Annotated in this window: 22 protein-coding genes and 3 pseudogenes; 11 read left to right on the plus strand and 14 right to left on the minus strand. The window is 40.4% G+C overall.

The annotated features are described in order from the left end of the window. The first annotated feature begins 47 nt into the window (after window positions 1–47). Genes ACR5KR_RS04345 through ACR5KR_RS04355 form a run of 3 tightly spaced genes read left to right on the plus strand, consistent with a single transcriptional unit; the run spans window position 48 to window position 2,276 of the window. Complete coding sequence (locus ACR5KR_RS04345; RefSeq protein WP_448265603.1) at window positions 48–650, plus strand: hypothetical protein; 603 nt, start codon at window positions 48–50, stop codon at window positions 648–650. Between the two features lie 8 nt (window positions 651–658). Continuing rightward, window positions 659–1,447: a GUN4 domain-containing protein gene (locus ACR5KR_RS04350; protein WP_448265604.1), complete on the plus strand. Its 789-nt coding sequence runs from the start codon at window positions 659–661 to the stop codon at window positions 1,445–1,447. Between the two features lie 37 nt (window positions 1,448–1,484). Beyond that, complete coding sequence (locus ACR5KR_RS04355) at window positions 1,485–2,276, plus strand: GUN4 domain-containing protein (RefSeq protein WP_448265605.1); 792 nt, start codon at window positions 1,485–1,487, stop codon at window positions 2,274–2,276. Between the two features lie 66 nt (window positions 2,277–2,342). On the opposite strand, the gene ACR5KR_RS04360 is transcribed toward ACR5KR_RS04355, so the two are convergent. Further along, on the minus strand, window positions 2,343–2,717 hold the full coding sequence (locus ACR5KR_RS04360) for a DUF1257 domain-containing protein (protein ID WP_448265606.1): 375 nt from the start codon (window positions 2,715–2,717) through the stop codon (window positions 2,343–2,345). Between the two features lie 65 nt (window positions 2,718–2,782). Continuing rightward, complete coding sequence (locus tag ACR5KR_RS04365) at window positions 2,783–4,330, minus strand: AAA family ATPase (RefSeq protein WP_448270090.1); 1,548 nt, start codon at window positions 4,328–4,330, stop codon at window positions 2,783–2,785. 382 nt (window positions 4,331–4,712) lie between these two features. Here ACR5KR_RS04365 and ACR5KR_RS04370 point away from each other — a divergent pair, with 382 nt between their 5' ends. Then, a complete protein-coding gene (locus ACR5KR_RS04370; RefSeq protein WP_448265607.1) occupies window positions 4,713–5,675 on the plus strand; it encodes a WD40 repeat domain-containing protein in 963 nt (320 codons plus the stop codon). Window positions 5,676–5,740: 65 nt separating this feature from the next. Here ACR5KR_RS04370 and fghA read toward each other — a convergent pair whose 3' ends face one another. The 4 genes and pseudogenes from fghA to ACR5KR_RS04390 all read right to left on the minus strand — a co-directional run bounded on the left by fghA (window position 5,741) and on the right by ACR5KR_RS04390 (window position 9,575). Then, the gene (fghA, locus tag ACR5KR_RS04375; protein ID WP_448265608.1) at window positions 5,741–6,589 is read right to left on the minus strand and encodes an S-formylglutathione hydrolase; all 849 of its coding nucleotides are present in this window, start codon (window positions 6,587–6,589) and stop codon (window positions 5,741–5,743) included. Between the two features lie 1,127 nt (window positions 6,590–7,716). Continuing rightward, a complete protein-coding gene (locus ACR5KR_RS04380) occupies window positions 7,717–8,283 on the minus strand; it encodes a hypothetical protein (RefSeq protein WP_445627581.1) in 567 nt (188 codons plus the stop codon). A gap of 75 nt (window positions 8,284–8,358) precedes the next feature. Then, window positions 8,359–8,674, minus strand: a pseudogene (locus ACR5KR_RS04385) (class I SAM-dependent methyltransferase); the annotation flags it as partial. 55 nt (window positions 8,675–8,729) lie between these two features. After that, entirely contained in the window at window positions 8,730–9,575 is an 846-nt protein-coding gene (locus tag ACR5KR_RS04390; protein WP_448265609.1) for a phytanoyl-CoA dioxygenase family protein, read from the minus strand. 172 nt (window positions 9,576–9,747) lie between these two features. Here ACR5KR_RS04390 and ACR5KR_RS04395 point away from each other — a divergent pair, with 172 nt between their 5' ends. Further along, a complete protein-coding gene (locus ACR5KR_RS04395; RefSeq protein WP_445627579.1) occupies window positions 9,748–10,200 on the plus strand; it encodes a DUF1392 family protein in 453 nt (150 codons plus the stop codon). 39 nt (window positions 10,201–10,239) lie between these two features. On the opposite strand, the pseudogene ACR5KR_RS04400 reads toward ACR5KR_RS04395, so the two are convergent. Then, a pseudogene (locus tag ACR5KR_RS04400) lies at window positions 10,240–10,736 on the minus strand (helix-turn-helix domain-containing protein); the annotation flags it as partial. 213 nt (window positions 10,737–10,949) lie between these two features. Between ACR5KR_RS04400 and ACR5KR_RS04405 the strand changes: the two are divergent. Together ACR5KR_RS04405 and ACR5KR_RS04410 are read left to right on the plus strand one after the other, a co-directional pair. Then, window positions 10,950–12,071 carry an IS630 family transposase gene (locus ACR5KR_RS04405; protein ID WP_448265610.1) on the plus strand — a complete coding sequence of 374 codons (1,122 nt, stop codon included), beginning with the start codon at window positions 10,950–10,952 and terminating at the stop codon, window positions 12,069–12,071. Continuing rightward, window positions 12,072–12,239, plus strand: a complete 168-nt coding sequence (locus tag ACR5KR_RS04410) for a hypothetical protein (RefSeq protein ID WP_448265611.1) — start codon at window positions 12,072–12,074, stop codon at window positions 12,237–12,239. It begins immediately after the preceding gene. A 33-nt stretch (window positions 12,240–12,272) separates the two neighbouring features. Here the strand turns inward: ACR5KR_RS04410 and ACR5KR_RS04415 are convergent, their stop codons facing one another. The 3 genes from ACR5KR_RS04415 to ACR5KR_RS04425 form a co-directional block, all read right to left on the minus strand. Next, a complete protein-coding gene (locus ACR5KR_RS04415; RefSeq protein ID WP_445627575.1) occupies window positions 12,273–12,875 on the minus strand; it encodes a hypothetical protein in 603 nt (200 codons plus the stop codon). A gap of 257 nt (window positions 12,876–13,132) precedes the next feature. Continuing rightward, window positions 13,133–14,074 (minus strand): alpha/beta hydrolase family esterase, encoded by a 942-nt coding sequence (locus ACR5KR_RS04420; RefSeq protein ID WP_448265612.1) that lies wholly within the window; start codon window positions 14,072–14,074, stop codon window positions 13,133–13,135. A 260-nt stretch (window positions 14,075–14,334) separates the two neighbouring features. Then, the gene (locus ACR5KR_RS04425) at window positions 14,335–14,466 is read right to left on the minus strand and encodes a hypothetical protein (RefSeq protein WP_334938807.1); all 132 of its coding nucleotides are present in this window, start codon (window positions 14,464–14,466) and stop codon (window positions 14,335–14,337) included. A gap of 69 nt (window positions 14,467–14,535) precedes the next feature. Between ACR5KR_RS04425 and ACR5KR_RS04430 the strand changes: the two genes are divergently transcribed. Then, complete coding sequence (locus ACR5KR_RS04430) at window positions 14,536–14,880, plus strand: hypothetical protein (RefSeq protein WP_448265613.1); 345 nt, start codon at window positions 14,536–14,538, stop codon at window positions 14,878–14,880. 166 nt (window positions 14,881–15,046) lie between these two features. Here the strand turns inward: ACR5KR_RS04430 and msrA are convergent. Together msrA and ACR5KR_RS04440 are read right to left on the minus strand one after the other, a co-directional pair. Beyond that, window positions 15,047–15,538: pseudogene (msrA, locus tag ACR5KR_RS04435) on the minus strand (peptide-methionine (S)-S-oxide reductase MsrA). Window positions 15,539–15,866: 328 nt separating this feature from the next. Further along, complete coding sequence (locus ACR5KR_RS04440) at window positions 15,867–16,463, minus strand: peroxiredoxin-like family protein (protein WP_448265614.1); 597 nt, start codon at window positions 16,461–16,463, stop codon at window positions 15,867–15,869. Between the two features lie 368 nt (window positions 16,464–16,831). On the opposite strand from ACR5KR_RS04440, the gene ACR5KR_RS04445 reads away from it, so the two are divergent. Continuing rightward, window positions 16,832–17,275, plus strand: a complete 444-nt coding sequence (locus ACR5KR_RS04445) for an AAC(3)-I family aminoglycoside N-acetyltransferase (RefSeq protein ID WP_445627570.1) — start codon at window positions 16,832–16,834, stop codon at window positions 17,273–17,275. A 201-nt stretch (window positions 17,276–17,476) separates the two neighbouring features. Beyond that, complete coding sequence (locus ACR5KR_RS04450; RefSeq protein WP_445627569.1) at window positions 17,477–17,671, plus strand: hypothetical protein; 195 nt, start codon at window positions 17,477–17,479, stop codon at window positions 17,669–17,671. A 456-nt stretch (window positions 17,672–18,127) separates the two neighbouring features. On the opposite strand, the gene ACR5KR_RS04455 is transcribed toward ACR5KR_RS04450, so the two are convergent. After that, the gene (locus tag ACR5KR_RS04455; RefSeq protein ID WP_445627568.1) at window positions 18,128–18,283 is read right to left on the minus strand and encodes a hypothetical protein; all 156 of its coding nucleotides are present in this window, start codon (window positions 18,281–18,283) and stop codon (window positions 18,128–18,130) included. On the opposite strand from ACR5KR_RS04455, the gene ACR5KR_RS04460 reads away from it, so the two are divergent. Next, entirely contained in the window at window positions 18,269–18,913 is a 645-nt protein-coding gene (locus ACR5KR_RS04460; protein ID WP_448265615.1) for a hypothetical protein, read from the plus strand. The two genes, ACR5KR_RS04455 and ACR5KR_RS04460, sit on opposite strands and share 15 nt — an antisense overlap. An 88-nt stretch (window positions 18,914–19,001) precedes the next feature. On the opposite strand, the gene ACR5KR_RS04465 is transcribed toward ACR5KR_RS04460, so the two are convergent. Then, window positions 19,002–19,436, minus strand: a complete 435-nt coding sequence (locus ACR5KR_RS04465) for a PIN domain-containing protein (protein ID WP_448265616.1) — start codon at window positions 19,434–19,436, stop codon at window positions 19,002–19,004. Between the last annotated feature and the right edge of the window lie 13 nt (window positions 19,437–19,449).

Below are 19,449 nucleotides of genomic sequence, written 5' to 3' on the forward strand. Positions count from 1 at the left end.
CTTAGTGATTGGGAATACTAAGTAGTAGGCTCAACATTAAAAACCTGATGAAAGAAAATACCAATCGCCCAAGAGTTTATGATGCTGTTCTTGGCGGTCAAGAAAAAGCGCCTCCTGGTGCTGTAGTATTAGGAGGACTAGAAGGTGTTAAAAGACGCTTGGCAAATCCGGTAATTGAACAAAGAATCGCAGCACTAGAAGAAGCACTCAAGTATGGCGAAGCAGGTTTGGAATTGGTAATCTGGGCGTTAGACGATAAATTATGGAAAGTACGCCAAGCAGCTTATTCACTACTAGCTTCTCGACCAGAACCTATAGTACAAGAAATACTTCAGGACTATAGTCATAAAATTGACAGATATGATGCTTTCGTAGCGATGGCGCGTGCTGGCGGAGTGTCCGATATCGATACACTAATGGAGAATCTAGAAAATGACCGCACTAGCGCCACTTGCAAGTTAGTTGACTTTACACTGGGCTTAGTTGATACCCCTCAAGGTCAAGACCGAATTCGACATTACCTGTTCAATGGTACGCAGATACAACGTAATTATGCAGCACTTTATTTTAAACGACGCGGAGCAAAAAAGATTTTAAAAGAAGCAGTAAACCAAGGCTGTATTGATAAATTGCAAGCATTTTCTAAATAAAAACAGCAATGTCAGAAAATCTCAATCAACCAAGAGAATATGATGCTGTGCTTGGCGGACAACTACCACCTCCTGTTGATGGCGTAGTTTTAGGAGGTATTGAAGGTGTTAAACGACGTTTAAGCAGCGCCACATCTCCACAACAACAAATTCTCGCCGTTGCAGAAGCCCTAAAGTATGGCGAAGCTGGTATCAAGTTGGTGTTTGAGATTGTAAATACTGACTCTGAAAAGTTGCAATTTACAGTATCGTCACTGCTGGGACAACAAGCATTAGCAAAAGTGCAGTCCCATCTAGACAGTGAAATACCATTAATCTCTGCGGTTGATTTAAACTACAGTCGTTTGCAAAATTTACTTGCTTCCGGAAAGTGGAAAGATGCAGACCAAGAGACTGCTAGTATAATGCTGCGGGTATGCGATCGCCAACCACAAGGATTTTTAGATCCATCAGACATCGAAAAATTCCCTTGTCCAGACTTAAACACGATTGAAACTCTCTGGCAAAAATATAGCAACGGACGCTTTGGCTTTGTTGTCCAAACCCATATCTGGCAAATCGTTGGCGGTACCTCAAATCCCGACTGGGAAGCATGGTGTCGCTTTGGTAAAGGTGTGGGATGGTTTTCTCAAGGTACTTGGTGCTATTGGAATGATTTGAAATTCGACTTGAGTGCGCCAGTGGGAAACTTACCCCGTGGCGGTGCATTTATTGGTTGGGGGTTAGGCGACTTTTGGACGGGTTGCAGAACCCTGTCTGCGCTTGCAGAGAAATTAGCCAACTGCAAAATAGCCTAAGTTTGGGAACACTGGTATTAGCCACAGGTAAAAAGCGATGCCAGATAATACCAATCAACCCAGAGAATATGATGCCGTACTTGGCGCACAAGCACGACCTCCTGTAGATGGGTTAGTTCTAGGCGGAATCGAAGGTGTGAAGCGTCGTCTTGATAGCAATTCGCAGGAAACTAGAATTGCAGCTTTATCAGATGCTCTCAAATACGGTAAAGAAGGTCAAGAGCTTTTGCAGGAGATTGTTTTAACTGAAACGGGATTATTACAGTGGGTGGCTTACGATTTACTGTTTCAGTCTTCTACAGAAGATGAAAAACAAAATTTACTACAACATATTCCTTTACAGTCACAAGCAGGAGTAGACTACAGCAATTTACGTAACTTATTGGCATCTGGAGAATGGCTGCAAGCTAACTTAGAAACTAATGAAAAAATTCAGGAAGCTGTAGGAAAGAAATCTCAACCGTATTTCCATATTGTTGATGTGAATCATCTATCACAAACGGATCTGCGAACCATCGATCAACTCTGGGTCAAGTTTAGCAATAATCATTTTGGTTTTAGTGTACGAAAAAGCATATTACTAAATAAAGGTTGGCATTTTTATCAAGATGGGGATTATATTACCTGTTTTTATAAAGATAATGCTGGCTATATTAGAGATGATTTTTTTAATGCTTACAAGCAATTAGGATGGGTTTTATCAGTATTAAATAAATCTCAATTTACTGTTAAGACAGCGCCTATAGGTTCTTTACCAAGGATTACTGGTCAAGATATAAGAGGTGGAATATACTATGACATTACGCTAATTTATCGTTCAGATTTGTAAGAATCGGAAGTAGTTCAGATCCCCGACTTCTTAAAGAAGTCGGGGATCTCGTTTCTCACGATATAATTACACCCAACGCCCTACAACTACTCGCACAGTTCCATCTGCTAATACTTCTTCGTCCTCAACATTAAAGCCTTGTTCTTGGACTGTTGCCATCAAGGTTTTATGAGCATATTTTTGACTTATGGAATTAACAAATTGCTTTTGATTAATTTTCGCTCCCCAAAAATCTGCAACTATTTCGTAACTCTCTCCATTGCGGCGAAAACCCAAGTCATAACCGTTTTTTTGACGAATTACATACTCGGCTTGAGTTGTATCGCCTCGATATCCGCGTACATTGGTGTTAGACTCCACTTGATAACCTAATTCTTGCAACACTTCATGGAGAATTTCACCGCGTTTGATTTGAACTTTAATAGTTGTGAAATGAGACATAATTGATTTTGTGTTTGAGATTTTGGATGAAAAAATAAACCGCCAAAACGCAGATTTATTCTATTCTAATCAACTTCTAAAGGCCCGATTCCTTGTTGGGTTGAGTAGTGCTTTAATTCCTCCACTAACTGAATATCATTGGAAGCTGGCCTTGCGCCTGCTTCTGCTGCCCATTGCTTTAAGGCTTCAATTTGATTGCGGGCGATCGCAGCTAAGGGAACTGTCTGCGCTACAGCCTGTAAAATATCTTCTGTATTGAAGTCTCGCCGCTGTCCCTCAACTCTTGTGGAAAATGCTTGGTGCATGGCATCAATAATTACTTGTTCAATTTCTGCACCGCTGAAGTTCGCAGTTTGTTTGGCTAACACAGCTAAATTAAATTCTTGCAGGCGGTTGGGACGTAACCGTTGCAAATGCACTTTAAAAATCTCTTGACGTTCGGCTTGCGTAGGTAAATTCAAAAAGAAAATCTCATCAAATCGTCCTTTGCGTAACAACTCGGCTGGTAATATTTGCACGTTATTTGCAGTGGCAACAATAAATACAGGGCTGGTTTTCTCTTGCATCCAGGTAATTAAACTGCCAAAAACCCGGCGCGATGTTCCCGAATCCCCATCAATGCCACTGGTAATATTACCGAAGGCTTTGTCAATTTCATCAATCCACAAAACGCAAGGTGCCATCGCTTCGGTTAGCTGTATCATTTGGCGGACGCGGCTTTCGCTTTCACCAACGATTCCGCCAAATAAACGGCCGGAATCTAATCGAAGTAAGGGTAAACGCCATTCATGGGCGATGGTTTTAGCAGAGAGAGATTTACCCGTTCCCTGTATCCCTACCAAAAGCATACCTTTGGGATTAGGAATACCGTAGCGTCTGGCTTCTTCAGTAAAAGCATCTTGGCGCATCAATACCCATTGTTTGAGTTGATCTAATCCCCCCATTCGTTTGAGTGATTCTTGCGGTGTGAAAAACTCTAAAATCCCAGTTTGGCGAACTGCTTGCTTTTTTTCTGACAATACACCATCGATGTCAGATTCGTTTACCTGCTGTTTAGCTGCTAAGGCTTTTGCCAAAACTCTAGAAATCCGAGTGCGGCTTAAACCTTGGCAAGCTTTGACTAACTGTTCCCGCGCCAAACCGGAAACATTTAATTTCTCTGGTACTACTAACTGTTGAATTAAATAATCGATTTCACTGACGCTAGGTAAGGGAAAATCAACGACTGTTACCTCTTGCAGTAACTCGTCAGGCAGTTCTAAAGTATGGCTAGTGGTAACGATGGTTTTACGCGATCGCTTTAACTCCCGCGTCAAGTTTCGCAACTCCCTAACAATGGGTGCATTCTTCTCCGTGGTAGGGTTTTTCACAAATGGATGCAAATCTCGCAGTACAAACATCGCCGCTGTTTGGGAGTCAGCTTTGCCGACACGTGCTAATGCAGCCATCACCGAACCTTTATCTGCACCATTGTCACTCCAACCCCGCACAATATCCCAAAATAAAATTTGTCGTTGTGGCACAGAACGCGATGCAACTTGGAACAGCACTTCTTCCACAGGTTCTTCTTCCACGGAAATCACATACACTAAGGGATACCGCGCCCGAATCATCAAATCGAGTTGCTCTACCAAGGAGGCGTATTGCTGATTCTCTCGGCTATGAGTTGAATCGCCTTTTCCATTAAAAGGTGCGCCTGCCATCATAAATAAGCTTTTATACTCAGTAGTTTTTTGTCTTATTTAATACTATAATTCTTTTTCAAAAATACTAGTACAAATTCACTGAAAATTTATCTTATATCAGGTTCGGTTAAACACTTATAATAATATCTGTAGGTTGGGTTGAGGAACGAAACCCAACATTTGATCCTTGTTCATGTTGGGTTTCACTGCCGTTCAACCCAACCTACATTGATAGATTTTATTAATAGTTTTAGCAATTGCAGTAAACATCACTGTCATTGATGTACATTCTTCTAGTTCAAATTTTCCTATGGACAAGAGTACAATTACTCAGTTCCAACCACAGATTCAACTTGTTCACACACTGACTGGGCATAAAAAAGTGACTTTTGGTGTTCGAGCAGTTGCGATTAGCTCTTCGGGGCAAACCCTAATTAGTGCAGGTAGAGATGATACAATTAAAGTCTGGAATTTACGTACTGGAAAATTGTTGCGTAGTTTAGACGCTCACTCAGATGGTATTACTTCAATAGCTATTAGTCCAGATGGCAATAGGATTGTAACTGGTGGGATAAGCACCCCAACAATGAAGGTTTGGGATTTACGCACTTTCCTTATGCTTAACAGTGATAGTGGACATACCCAAGCGGTAGAAACCGTTGCGATTAGTTCAGATGGTAAATTGATTGCTAGTGGCAGTGACGATCGTACAATCAAGCTTTGGGATTTACACACGCTTAAGTTGCTTGATACTATTGCTGCACACTCAGGATTTGTGAGTAAAGTTGCATTTAGCCCTGATATGCAAACCCTTGTAAGTGCTGGGGGTGGCGATGATAATACAATTAGGCTGATTGATTTGCAAACTAAAAAAACACGCCATATTCTCAAAGGGCACAAAACCGGAGTTGATGCTATTGCCATTACTCCAGATAGCAAAAAGCTTGTTACTGGTAGCTTTGGTCAGCTAGTTTCTCGAAATCGTGCAATTAGTACCCTGAAATTATGGAATCTTCAAACTGGAAAACTGCTGCATGATTTTACTGATAATTTTAGTTCAGTTGAATCTCTTGCCATCAGCCCCGATGGAAAAATTCTGATTTGCGGCAATTATGATGGCACTATTAAACTGTGGAGCTTAGAGACTTTAAAACCGTTGCATACCTTTGAAGATGGTTCCAGTTCTGTTTTAGGGCTTGCTCTGAGCCGAGATGGTAAAACCCTTGCTAGTAGCAATGAGGATAGCACTATACATATTTGGCAAATTAAATAACTCCATTGTTTAACTACAATGTAAAACTTAAGAAAAGTGTCAAATCCGAATTCCTGTCTTCCGGTCTAGTTTTTTAAAGCAATCGCATGGTGACGGATATGATCTTCAATAAAACTGGCGATGAAATAATAACTGTGGTCATAGCCTTCTTGGCAGGGCAAGTTTAGCGGCTGGTTAACATCTGTACAAACTTGCTTAAACACCTCTGGCAGTAATTGTTTAGCTAAAAATTGATCGCAAGTCCCTTGATCGATAAGAATTGAACTGTGATAACCTACTTGCTTGACTAATTCACTAGCATCATAAGCACGCCAATTTTCTTGATTGCTGCCAAGATAACCACCAAAAGCCTTTTGACCCCAAGGACAACGCATAGGTGCAGTGATTGGTGCAAAGGCTGATACTGATTTGTAGAGTTCTGGGTTTCTCATCGCACAGACAAGTGCCCCATGTCCCCCCATCGAATGACCGAAAATGCCTTGTTTATCAGGTTGGGTGGGGAAATTTGCAGTAATTAAAGCAGGTAATTCCTGGACGATATAACTATACATCTGGTAGTTTTGACGCCACGGTTCTTCTGTAGCATCAACATAAAAACCTGCACCAGTGCCAAAGTCCCAGTCATCATCCTCACCTGCAATGCCAGTATTACGCGGACTGGTATCTGGTGCAACCAATATCAAACCGTACTCAGCAGCAAAGCGCTGCACTCCTCCCGCCTTCGCCATAAAATTCTCTTCCGTGCAAGTTAATCCAGAGAGGAAATAGAGAATCGGTACAGGATTTTGAGTTGCTTGTGGTGGTTGATAGATGCTGAAGCGCATTTGGGCGTTACAGATGGAGGAGTGATGACTGTAGAAACCGAGTTTGCCACCAAAGCTTTTATATTCTGAAATCAGGTTGAGGTTAGCCATTTGTTATATTCTGCTTTCCTGAGCGGCTGCGGAGAATGGTTATTTTAGCGTAAACTACGAGGAACCTATCCCATTTGGACAAAAGCGATCGCTTTTGGGTCTGTTAGCTGATTAACTTGTGATGGCAGAAAATTAGTCAACATTACTATTCACTCCAAACTAATTTTCTACAACCATTCTAGTGGATTAAATTGCTGCAATTGATTATTATTCCTGCCAAGCCAATTGTAAATAAACGTGAGTTCGACGGCTCTAAAAACCCCACTTCCATTCCTCTCCCCCACTCTTCGAGAGGCTTTGAAACCCTAATTTTTTCGTTTTGTTTAAAATAATACAGTGTTAATGTAACTTGAGCATGACTTCAATCAACGGAACAATTACAATTAACGTACAGGCTGACGATAATGGACAGTATGTTTGTGAACTAACTACCGTAAATTTCTCAAAAAATAAACCATCTAATTAACTATTACTTAAAGGATGTTATCAAAGTTGCAAAAGGTATAGTTTTGTACTTGAGTATGCCCAAAATGCTACTTAACTATACTATTAGTCTGCTCCGCCAAAATTGATTACTGGGTTCGGACTGGGGAAGGAGGTAAAATGTAGCGTAATATTTCTCCTCTGATGGGTAGGTAATGCCAAGTATTTGCCTACAATTTATTCACTAGTGGCTACTGATGAGCTAATCATACGAAAACAGTTGAACATTGCTACAATCTCTACATTTACGCGCACGTAGCTTTTCGCCTTCCCCCCACCCAGCCCCATCAGCACGGAAATACACCCACTGACTTACTGATTCTCCAACGGTACGACCCCTTCACAAAATTTTGTGAGCCGCAGATAGGACATGGCGTTTCTTGTGGGCTAAGGTTTTCGTGATTCGGTTGGTTGTTCATGAGCTTCCCCCAATAATTTCTGAGTGCAATCTTTAGGAGGCATTGCGCCAGAGTGCGATCGCTTTCAACACCCTAGAGCGCATCGTAATTTACCCCAATCCCGCAGCCAATAACTCAATTCATCGCACTGAGAAATATCGAGAGAGCTATTGTAAATTTTCGTATGCTGCTTGATTGTTAGTCGTTTTACTACTGTCATTCCAATCACTGCAAAGCCATAATCGATTAATTCGAGTATCGAATCGACTGTGAAACTTTGACTGCTTCTTGAGGAGTAACGTTACTGCAATTAGACAATTCTGGCATTACTCCCGTACCAACAAATCTGTAAAAGGGGCCATTTTGCTCTCCCCACCACTGCGATAGCAATGTTGGTTGTTTGGCATTACCGTATAATCCTTGCTCCAAAGTGCTTTTTCCAAATATCGGAGAATTTATCGGGTAACTGCGCGACCCAGCAGGTAAGTCTCCAATACCCCCAGATACTGACTCAATCGCAAAGCATTTCTCTGCACTTAAATTTTGGTAAACAATTAAGTAACGCAAACTGTCAACATTTTCGCGCCCAGCCGAGACTATTACCTTGTCGGCATGAAAATTTGTAGGTACGTAACTTGGTAATGCTATTTTTAAGCCTAGTGAACGTAAAACTTTTAGTTGAGTCGGTGTTAATTTTATTACTGAATTGGTTTGTGGAGATTTGGATTGAGCAATTACCGCAGCCGTAGAAGCGATAACACAGATGGCAAAGCAAGAGGAAGCAAGCTTAATTGGGTATTTGAATAATTTCATCGATGATAGCTATATATGACTTGGGTTCAAAAAGAAGTTGCAAATTGCTTGATCTATTAATAACAGCAGCAGAAGTCGCACATTCAAGGGCAAAGCTTGAATATTGCGACATTCAAAAACTTTGTCAAAGGCTTGATCCCATTGTGAGGAATTGCTAACAAATCTGCAACGACATAGTTAACGGTCGAATCGGGAAATCGCTGCTGACACCAGGCGTATATGCGTTCGCGTAGCGTCTCGTAAAGCCTGCGGCATAGCTACAGCCTCTCGTAGAGAAGAGAAGCAGCTTGTCGTCAGACAATCAAAGGCGGTTACTTCAAACCCTCTTCGGAGCTAAAGCTTCGGCATTATCTCCTAAGCTACAACCAATAACTAGCGTCTTTTGCCCTTTTATCTCTAAATTTAAGGTAAGCTTTACTTTGAAAAGTAGCCTCATAATCATCAGATTAACCATAAGCACCGTTGGGAAGAAATCCTAAGAGTTGTTTCAATCTCTGGTCTGCTTCTTCATAGCAGTGACTAGGCATTTGATAATTCATAAAGGGTTCGTACTTATGCCCAACCAGTCTTTTTGCATAGGTAATCTGCGTAATGTAGCGAGTTATAGAGGACGAATTTCTAGACCCTCTATGCCATACCTGATTGTTAAAACAAACAGCAGAACCCATTGCTCCCAAGCAGTTATAAACCCGGTCTTCATATCCAGAAATATCACCATTGCAGAATTTCCCAAATAGATGAGATCCTGGAATCACCTGAGTTGGTCCATTTTTTTCAGATAGTACATCTGTCAAGTAATAATTTACTGTGAATGCTAGAACATTCAGGCGAATGTTGGTTAAGGGTTCCCCATCAAGGGAAATTACGTGCGGTGTATCGTCTTGATGCCAAGCATTTTTAGCCAACCCATCAGTGTTTGGAGGAATCTTAAATGAGTTATTGTGGATAACATGAATTATATTAGCGTTGGGAACACCATCCTGTATTGAGTAACCTATTCCATTTGCTCCACCAATTAAATGTTCTGCAAATGTAACTATAGGTTCTAAAGCAAAAAGATTTAGATTTTGCTTTGAATGCTCGAACATTCGCTTCATCATCATTTTTTTTGATTCGTGATAATTTTCACCTTCAATTTTTTTGAGAGTTTCATCTAAATCATTCTTGAGAAGCTCACATTGTTCAGGTGTCAACACATTGTCAATTACAATAAAACCATGAGTATGAAAAAAATCAATCCATTCATTGAGTTGCTCTATACTTGTTTTTTTACCAGTTAAATATTCAGTCATTTTTTTCTTTGTTTTTCAATAGTTAGAGGTTAGGGATAGATCATCTCTATTAGGGACAGATGCTAATAAACATCAGATACCAGCCAATCACTTCTATATTTATTTTGAATTATATTCCGGATCGGACTGATGCAAGTGAGTGTATGTATAAAAAAGAGAACTACATTCCCAGATGATTAACCAAATTACCGCCTTAGAATCCTGTTGGCATATTTCTCCTGAATGGGGTCAGTCCATGCCTCCCTTAGCAGTGAAAATGTTAGAAAAAGTTTTGTTGTCAATCTCAGATTTGTCAGGCTACTGCTGTGGTGTTCAGTGGGAAAGACAGCAATGGATTTATGCAATTGTTTGCCAGAGTGAAACTCTCTACTTAGCTGAACAAGAATTTCATAGAACAAATCTACTAGAAAAGTCCACTGTTTCTACTCCAGCCTTTAAATTGGGGGATATAGTTGAGGTTGATTTCGGTGAACAGCCGACACGCCGTATTATTCAAGGAATTTTTAGCCTCAAAGATAATTGGCTTTATGGAGTAGAGTGGTGCTCTCCAATTTTAGAAGAAGTGTCTGCCCAAAGCAGAACAATATGGCTTGCTGATGTTGATTTAGTCAATGTTAGTGTATGACGATTATCAGTTGCGACAAAATAGTAGCACCAAGTTAACTAACAAATGACATTCATCGACCATGAATACGACTAGTTCTCCAGATTCTATTTCCTCACGTCGCCCTGCCAACAGTGTACAAATATCTTTTTTTTTGACGCGACTAACTCCTGATCATATTTTGGGTTGTGAGCTTGAGTTTTCTTCCAACTGATACGTGCTTCATTAAATAAATCATAATAGCTTTGTTTTGAAGAGAAAGTAACGCCGTATTTGCGGCTGATCTCATACTCTAGCTCGTTCAAAGTCCATCTATTTTTTGTTAACAGCCACTCTATTATGGACGAACGTTGCTCTGGGCTTAATAGCCCAACACTTCCTTGATGGACAGCTTTTAAACCTTCTACTCCATTTTTGAAAAATGCTTTTTTCCACTTGCTGATAAAACCGCTCGACACCCCCAGGATCGGTATTATCTCTTCATGCTTGTATCCATACAACAACATCTTCACTGCTATCGCTCGTTGAACTTCACGCTTATCTTGGCTATTTTCAATAAACTCTTAAGCGCGATCGCATCCACATTGCCGCACCCTAACCCTAGTCATTAAAACTACTTACATCTTTTTACGTATTTTCTCACGAATGATTCCGGATTGCTATATTTTTAAAATTGCGTCGTGCAATATGAGTTTGTGGTAACTCATCTAAACTAAGCTAATCGGCACGTAAGTTGCATAATAAGAAGATGAAGCCGTTCAAAAGCAAGTATGCCACCAGCAGCCAAAAACTTTTTAACGCCAGAACAAATCACCAAGCTACAGGAAGCTCTAAAAGAAAGTGACTTACCACACGTTAGAGAAAGAATTTTAATTATACTGCTACAGAATGATGGAAAACCACAACACGAGATTGCTAAATTTTTAGGTTGTTCGCACAGAACAGTAGCATATTGGTGTATGCATGGAGATCCCGATGATTTAGAAACTTTACATAATAAAAGAGAATACGAACATTATCGAAAAGCCACCCCTGAATATGTTGAACTGTTATTAAAAACTGTTGATACAGAACCATCGACGTTAGGGTATGAATTTGGGAAATGGACGGCAGAGCGACTAGCTACATATTTAACCGAAAAAACAGGAATTGATTTAAGTAGTTCTCAAGTTAGGAGGATATTAAAGAGAAAAAAGTATAGTTATATCTGGTCTAAATATGACCTGGAAGATAAACAAAACCCAATCGAAAGAGCCAAGTTCAAGGAGAAACTTGCTCAATATCTATCAATCGCACGAGAGCAGCCAGAGCGTTTACAGGTATGGTTTTGGGACGAGAGTGGTTTTAGTCTACGTGTGATTCGACGCAAGAATTGGGGTAAAAAAGGAAAGCGCAAGAATGTTCCAGGGCAACGACGTTGTGGAGGTGTCAATGTGATGGGAGCAATCCGAGAATTAGACCGAAAACGGGTATGCTTCTTCGTCAAAAAAGGTAATGCAGATATTTTTTACGAGCAATTAGAACAATTAAATGAATTAATCAAACAGGAGTGGGTAAATCAAGGTAACTGTTCTGAAAATTTTGCTAAGTATGGGCCAAAAATTATTTTGATTTTAGATAATGCTAGTTTTCATAAACGCAAAGATGTTCTAGCTAAAATATCTGAACAGTTTCCGAATTTTGTTTTAGAGTTCTTGCCATCTTACAGCCCTGATTACAACATTATCGAGTTAGTCTGGCACTCATGTAAGGAATATATTGCTCATCGGTTATTTAAATCAGTAGATGAGTTAAAATCACTACTAGATAAGTTGTTGAATCAAGGCGAGTTAGTCATTAAGTGGCATCGGAAAATCAAAAACAAAGGTAATGTCAGTTATATTGCAGCTTAAATGCCGATTAGCTTATTATTTGTTGGGGTAAATGTGCCATTTTTCACACTTACCATTAAACCGTTACACCCTACACAAATTTCTTTCTGGCACAAGGGATGCCGAAAACGATCGCCTACGGTGGGCGGAACGCCATCTCTACGAGAGGCTGTGCCAACGCCTGCTTAAATACTCTCCCTTATTTCATCTATTTCACCAAACTCATCCTCGATTGCGCGAACGGTGAGGTTTCAAAGCTAAACCTGCACCCAAAGTACCGATAGACAGTATACCTAGCGTAGAGGAGGGTTCGGGGACAGAGGCTACATTGGCGACAAAGTTGTCTAGATCCGTGGCACCTCCGGATTCTGTGCTGCTTGCTATCACATATGCAATCTCAAATCCAGTTGATGTGACGACACCTGTCTGGCTTTGCCCTTTTGCAAGAGGATCGGTGAAAAAGCTGTCTAAAAGCTTTCCATTAGAGTCGAACGCAAGTAGTTGCCCAAGTGTGTTAAATACGAAGTCATCACCTATGAAATCAATCGATACAGAGTCCGCAAGTTGATTGAAGTCAGCGCGGAACTGGCTATTTAAGAAGAATTGTGCCCCATCCCCACCAGGCCCAATAATCCCAAACAAACGGGTTCCTGTGCTGGGAATTCCGAAAAGATCGTATGAGATGATAGAGAGTTCGGGTCTACTATCTATAGACAGTGTAACGCCTGGAACCGCGTTGGTTAGAGGTGTGAATGTTCGGAAATCATCCGGCTCGACCCGAATTACAGCACTAGCAGCAGGAGTGGCGACCCCTAAGATGCACATGAACGGTGCGACTAACGTTAAGCATTTTTTACTCCACGCTTTTTTCATGTATCTTACCCACTGCATATATTGAATTAGAAAAGCCTTCAAATCGCCCAGCCATACCCTGATACAACTTACCGTCATCAACAGTAGATTATCATATTGCTGGTATTAGTGGGATAGGTTCATGTAATGCATTTAAAAAGAGTTTTCAATTTCTATATAATGTTATCCCTAATACCGTGGTTTGAGTATAGTGTCAGATTTTTGGGAAATTATCTTTTAGCTTTTCTAATGGTTGACGTTTTGAAACTACTCAAAATGTGGCGTTGAAAAAAGCTCCAAATTGCTTTACTTGCATTAAAACCAAGCTGAATATTGACTTGATTTAATTTAGGATCGGTTGAAGTGCCACCGGGCCAGAAATGCCCACCATTGACTACAGTGAACTGCAATACTTCTGAACCGTTTCTACAACCCGAATAACCAAAAGCTTTGACTTGCAAGTGATTAAGAGATTTAATTGGAGTTAAGTGTTGAAATTGAGATGATGAAGTGCATCGGTCATGCCTTCGCCAAAAATTTATGGTTTCTGGGATAGAAACAAGAGCCTCTTTTTGAGTAATGGGATCGCCATGATAATGTACACTCGAATCCTTCGTACCATTAATCATCATCATTGATATCGAAACCGTCGGATGGCAGCTACGGGCAAATCGAGTAGTTAGAGAGCCGGCTACTGATGCGAAAGCAGCAATTTTATTCGGCAGCTTACAGGCCAAAGCTTGAGTGAGTATCCCACCTTGAGAAAAACCAGTGGCATAGATTTTACCTCGGTTGATATTTCTAATTTGCTCTATATGCCCAATCAAAGCTGCAACAAATGAAATATCATCCACTTTTTGTCTGACATGACCTGTAAAGCTCCATTGATGGTCAAGTCCATTTGGATAAACTGCAATAAATCCAAATGCCTCTGCTAAATTATTGAAGCGAGAAACTTTCTCTATAGATTTGCCACTACCATTATCTCCATGAAACACTAAAACTAACGATATTGGATGCTTAGGATTGTAAGATTTTGGCGTATACATATAGTATGTACGTAATTTTTCTTGGTTTCTTAGTTTTCCATAATTCTCGCCTCGCAAAATTTTTTCTCTAGGTATACTTTTTGCTTCTACTTGAAGTGAGTTAGAGGTAACAGTCAGAGTCATTAGGATTAAGCTCAGGGACAAATACTTAGAAAAATAGAAATTTTTGTACATAAATATCAAAACTGTGTATTATTCAATAATTTAATCACTATTCAAATTTGACAAATGTAATTTGAAAGCTAAGTTACAAGTTTGCCATTTCCTCAAGAATAAAGTTCCGAAAGTGGGAACATCAAGGGGAAAAGGGAAAAGGGATGAACTCAACGCGACTACTGGAAATTAACTGTATCTCTGACAACTCTATCTTTTCCATAAGTTCCCTAAACTGACTTTTGCTCTGAAAGCTTGACAGGTGCTAAGTGAACACCCAGGTTACGGGCGTAAACTTTAGTGAAGTACTGGACATTCGGCTGTGGGCGATCGCTCTTTTCTAACAATGACAGCAGCCGCATCGCCTGTATATGAGTTTCGCGTATAAAGTTATGTTAATGTGTGTGCGAGTCTGAAGTGCGTTTTCCTAAATGCGAATGCTATTAATAGCCAATACTATTTTTGAAATAGGAATTGGTTGCGTATTTTTCTTGTTTCCAACTTTGCTTACCCTGGATAGCCAACTGTCTATTTCTTTACTGCGGGTAATTGGATGCGGTGCTTTGTCTTTGGGGACTTTGAGTTTTTTAATGCTCGATTTGACTGATAAAAAAGAACTAAAACCGGGATTAATCGCTTTGTCTATTTTTCATAGTCTGGTAGCGATCGCCCAAATTTACAGTTTTCTTAGCAGCATGATTAATACACTTGTAATCATTGTACATTCAGTATTTGCAGTGTTATTTATCAGTGTTTTATGGCAGCGAATTAGATAATTAAAAGCGCTTCAGTTGATAGCACATCCGTGTATAAACGAGCGCTATATGATAGTGAATGACTTGCCGCGTTGGGCTAAACTTCAAGCAAAGTTTCCTGATATGTATAGCAAGTAAGGGGATTTGCAGCATTCGACTCTCAACATCCCCTCAATCCGGTGAAAGATTAGCCTATCCTGTAAGATGCTCGTCCATGCTTCTTTCGATATTGCTGATGATACTCTTCTGCTCTATAGAATTGTGATGCAGGTACAATCTCCGTCACAATTGGATTTTTGTGATAACGAGAACTATTTTCAAGCTGCTCCTTGGAGGCTCTTGCTAATAATTTCTGCTCTGGAGTGTGGAAAAATATCACTGACCGATATTGATAACCAACATCTAGCTCCTGATGGTTTGATGCTGTGGGATTGTGCTTATTCCAAAACACATTTAGCAGTTCATCATAAGATACTATTGCTGGATTTTATTCCACTTCCACTGCTTCAGCGTGTCCAGTTTTGCCTCTACAGACATCTTCGTAGGTTGGATTCTCAAAGTGTCCGCCACTGTAACCAACTGCTGTAGAAGTTACTCCCTTTACTTGACGAAATGCTGCTTCAACTCCCCAGAAACAGCCTGCTCCAAATGTCGCTTTTTGTAGATTAGTATTTTGCATATCTTTGACAACTCTTTTGTAATAATTTTAAATGAAACTCATCAAATCAAACAGATACTTTATAAGTAAATATTTTATAAATTCTGCCTGATTTATTTTAATTATTAGAATTACAGATTATCCTGATACGAGTATGATATAAAGCTGAATATTATCTAAGAATTGGAAAAAATAGTTAAATCTAAAATTAATATGCTACTACAGTACGGCGTAAATAAAACACCCATTCCAAATCAATGAAAAGCTTGCAGTATCCGAATTACGAACTTGTACTGAGCGTAGCGTCTCCAAGAGTTGTATTACGAATTCCGAATTACGCCAAGCGGTACTAGCTTTTGCTAACTATAGGAATATTTCTTAGAATACTCACTATTTCAATTGGGTCTAACCGTTTAGTATAATCTGCATCAACAAAAGCATAAACGATTTTTCCGTCTCGATCGACTACAAATGTAGCTGGAATAGGTAGTTCAAAAGACTCATCTCCATTGTATCTAGGTAACACATGACCCTTTGACTCTAATATAGGTCTTAGATACTCCGGGATTTGAAACACAATCCCAAATTGACGAGCAATCATATTGCTGCGATCGCTCAATACTTCATAGGTTAGTTCATGTTTTTCTACAGTTGATATGGTATGACGAGTAGTTTGAGGTGAAATAGCAATTAGTGATGCTCCTAATGTTTTAATTGCAGGTAATGCTTGCTGGAGTCCTGCTAGTTCTAAGTTACAGAAAGGACACCAAGAACCTCGATAAAAGGAAATAACTACAGGCCCACTAACTAGTAATTTTTGTAATTCTACTGCTTGACCGAAAGCATTAAGTAGAATGAAATTAGGAATAATATCTCCTACCTTTAAAGTTTGGTCAATTATACCTGAAGAAATTAGCTCATTTTTGATAGATTCTGTAAAATTCATCGTAATTTTCCTGAAAGTTAACTTCTACTTTTATGTACCTTTCTAGAGAAATACTGTTGCAGTAAATTTACTGAAATAAGAAAAGTAGACTTTTGGATTTGCATTACTGGGATAATTGCTTTAGATTCTAAGGCATGATTATTATTTACTGTTCCTGTTGTTTTTATACACGTTAAGCTATCCGTTCAAAGTCCTGGTTGATAAAGCGTTACCACTTCTGCTTTCCACCAAGGGTCATAATTGGTTTATCAAAACAGAATTCAGGAGTCAGGAGCCAGAATTCAGTTATTGTATGAACGAGCAGGATTTAGCCGTTCAGTAGGAATATAGCTTAGGAAATACTAATGAGCTTAAGCATTCAACAGATCGTGCCAGAGGACGTTGCATTAATGGAAGCTCTATTAGCGACCTTTGGTGAGGCGTTCGATCGGGTAGAGACCTATGCAAATCCACCTAGTGCAGACTATCTGCGGCAACTGCTCGATAGTGACTACTTCATTGCGATCGCTGCATTGAAAGAAGGTGAGGTCGTTGGCGGTCTTACTGCATACGAGCTTAAAAAGTTCGAGCAGGAGCGCAGTGAGATTTACATCTACGATCTAGCTGTTGCCGCTGCACACCGACGGCAGGGGATCGCAACGGCATTAATTCACAAACTGAAGGAAGTAGCAGCAGCATGTGGAGCTTATGTCATTTTCGTCCAGGCAGATATCGGTGACGAGCCAGCCATTAAACTTTATACAAAGCTAGGCGATCGCGAAGACGTGTTGCATTTCGACATACTAGTTAATGGTGGCAATAACAATGCCTAATGCCTATCTGAGTAGTGGCTTTTCGAGAAGGGCTAGAGAGCAGGTCAATTTTTTACAATCTTAAGTATCACATGAGTCCTAGATCAGGAGCAATCTTATGAATGATAATCTGGGCAATTCTCGCTATCCCATCCATTCGGGTGTATTCCGCAGACTAGCACGTTGTCCCCATACTCAACTCCATGATAGTTAGTGCAACCGATGCAAGCTATTGGTCGGCTAACTTGGTCATCAAAATCAAAATCATCCTCCGATTCATCTGCTCGAACTAAGGATGCATTACAGTTGGGGCAACCAAAATCAGTGGTTGCAGATGATATTGAATTTAGCACAAGGGAGATGGGTCAATCTGCTGCATTGACTGGTTATCTTGATATCGCCTCCGATCGCCCCTAACCACTCAGCCCAAAACACGTCAACGATCGCTTCCAATCATTTGTTTTCACCATTTCCTTCTGGAACGAATAGCGTGGCTGGCAAAAACATCTTTACCAGAGCAAGCAGGGCGCACCGACAAGCAAGCAAGGTATGCCGCAGTGATGATGAAAAGTTAAGAACTGATTGCATATTTTCTCCAAATTTTAATTTTGATTACTATTCCAACTGTCGAATTTGTACTTTATATGAGAATTTTGGAGTAATATTTCGATTCCTAAGCGGATTAAATCTGGTGGAACTCCGTCTAATTTCAACTCGGTTTGGATAAACTCATCAATTGAATTGGCTTTCGTTTTTTCCAAAAGTGCCAATAAGAGTTGAGCTTGGGTTGTTGGTGTGCCTGACTCCTTAGTTTCAGCTTGAGAGGTTTGCTTATTACTTGGTGCAGAGTCAATAAAGTTTTTGGTATCCCGGTCATAGCCAGAGAAATTCTTTAACAGAGGCTATTGGTATCCATTCATTGATGCCGCCGTAATAAACTGCTCGACCGACTGGTGATTGTGCAGCAATCTCCATTACTTGGGTTGAGGTAATCTTGCGATCGCTGGGGATGAGTTGAGTGGCAATCATGGCATTGTAAGCTGGGAAGCGATCGCTCAAATTAAAGAACAGCATAGGCACGAGTTAGAGCGCTTGGAGCAAGAGTTGAAGGTTGGCTTGTTAACAGAAGCATCAGCTAGAGCCGAAGCGCAGGTACAAGAGCAAATCCAATCCCTCCAAAACCTGTACAAGCAACAGAAGGAGCAGAATATTCAGTTGCAGCAACGCTTAGACGAGATGGAATCGCTACGGCAGTTAGAAACTGAGAATCAGCAGCTTAGACAGCGCATTCAGGATTTGGAAAACACGGTTGAACAGCGCCCTTCTCAACAGTGGGGGAATACGATGACCCAGCAGGCAACTAAAGTATTGAACAAGCAGGTCAAACTTGCACTGGAGAAGACAATTGATCTGCGATCGCTTATTCTAGAAACCTACGATCCGCAAGCCCAAGATCCAGCTGTGGCTGCGGCTGTGGGGCAGGCACTGATAAACGCCCAAAAAGCAGCAAGTGTCGCACAGAAGAAGGCAGATACTGTTCAGCAAGAACCTCAGCGACCAAGTAAAGAAGATGATGATGAAGATATTAATAGTGATTCAGATGTGAAACAGCCTCCTACTCTATTCCCTTTTGAGCAGCCACCTCAATTGGATAGATAAACTTTCACTGCACTGACAATCACCTCTTCCCCGGCCTTTTCCTCTAAGTTCGGGATTTGCTAAGGCTTTAAACAGACAAAACATGTCATTACTCAAGTTCCCAATCTTCAATCACCAGCCCATTAACACGACTGAATTCTCTTGTGTTATGCGTAACTAATGTTAAGTTATTCACTAGAGCAATTGCCGCAATTTGCAATTCATTTGGCCCAATTGGTGTACCAACCTTCCCTAAGTCTGCCCGAATTGCGCCAAAAATCCGAGCCGCCCGATCATCAAAAGGCAAAGATACAAAATTATTTAAGAATGCTTCTTGTAATGCTAGGGTGCGTGCAGGATTGTTACTTCGCATTGCACCATAAAACAGTTCGGCTTTCACTATCAAACAAACAACAATATCTGCTGGTGATAGCGATTCTAACCTCTGCCTCACAGCAGACATAGGACGATTCAGAAAAATAATACAAGCATTGGTATCTAACCCACATTCTGCAGGTGATTTGAAAATCTGGCTATTTTCCATAACCAAGATAGAG

The organism is Nostoc sp. DSM 114159 (assembly GCF_053470285.1).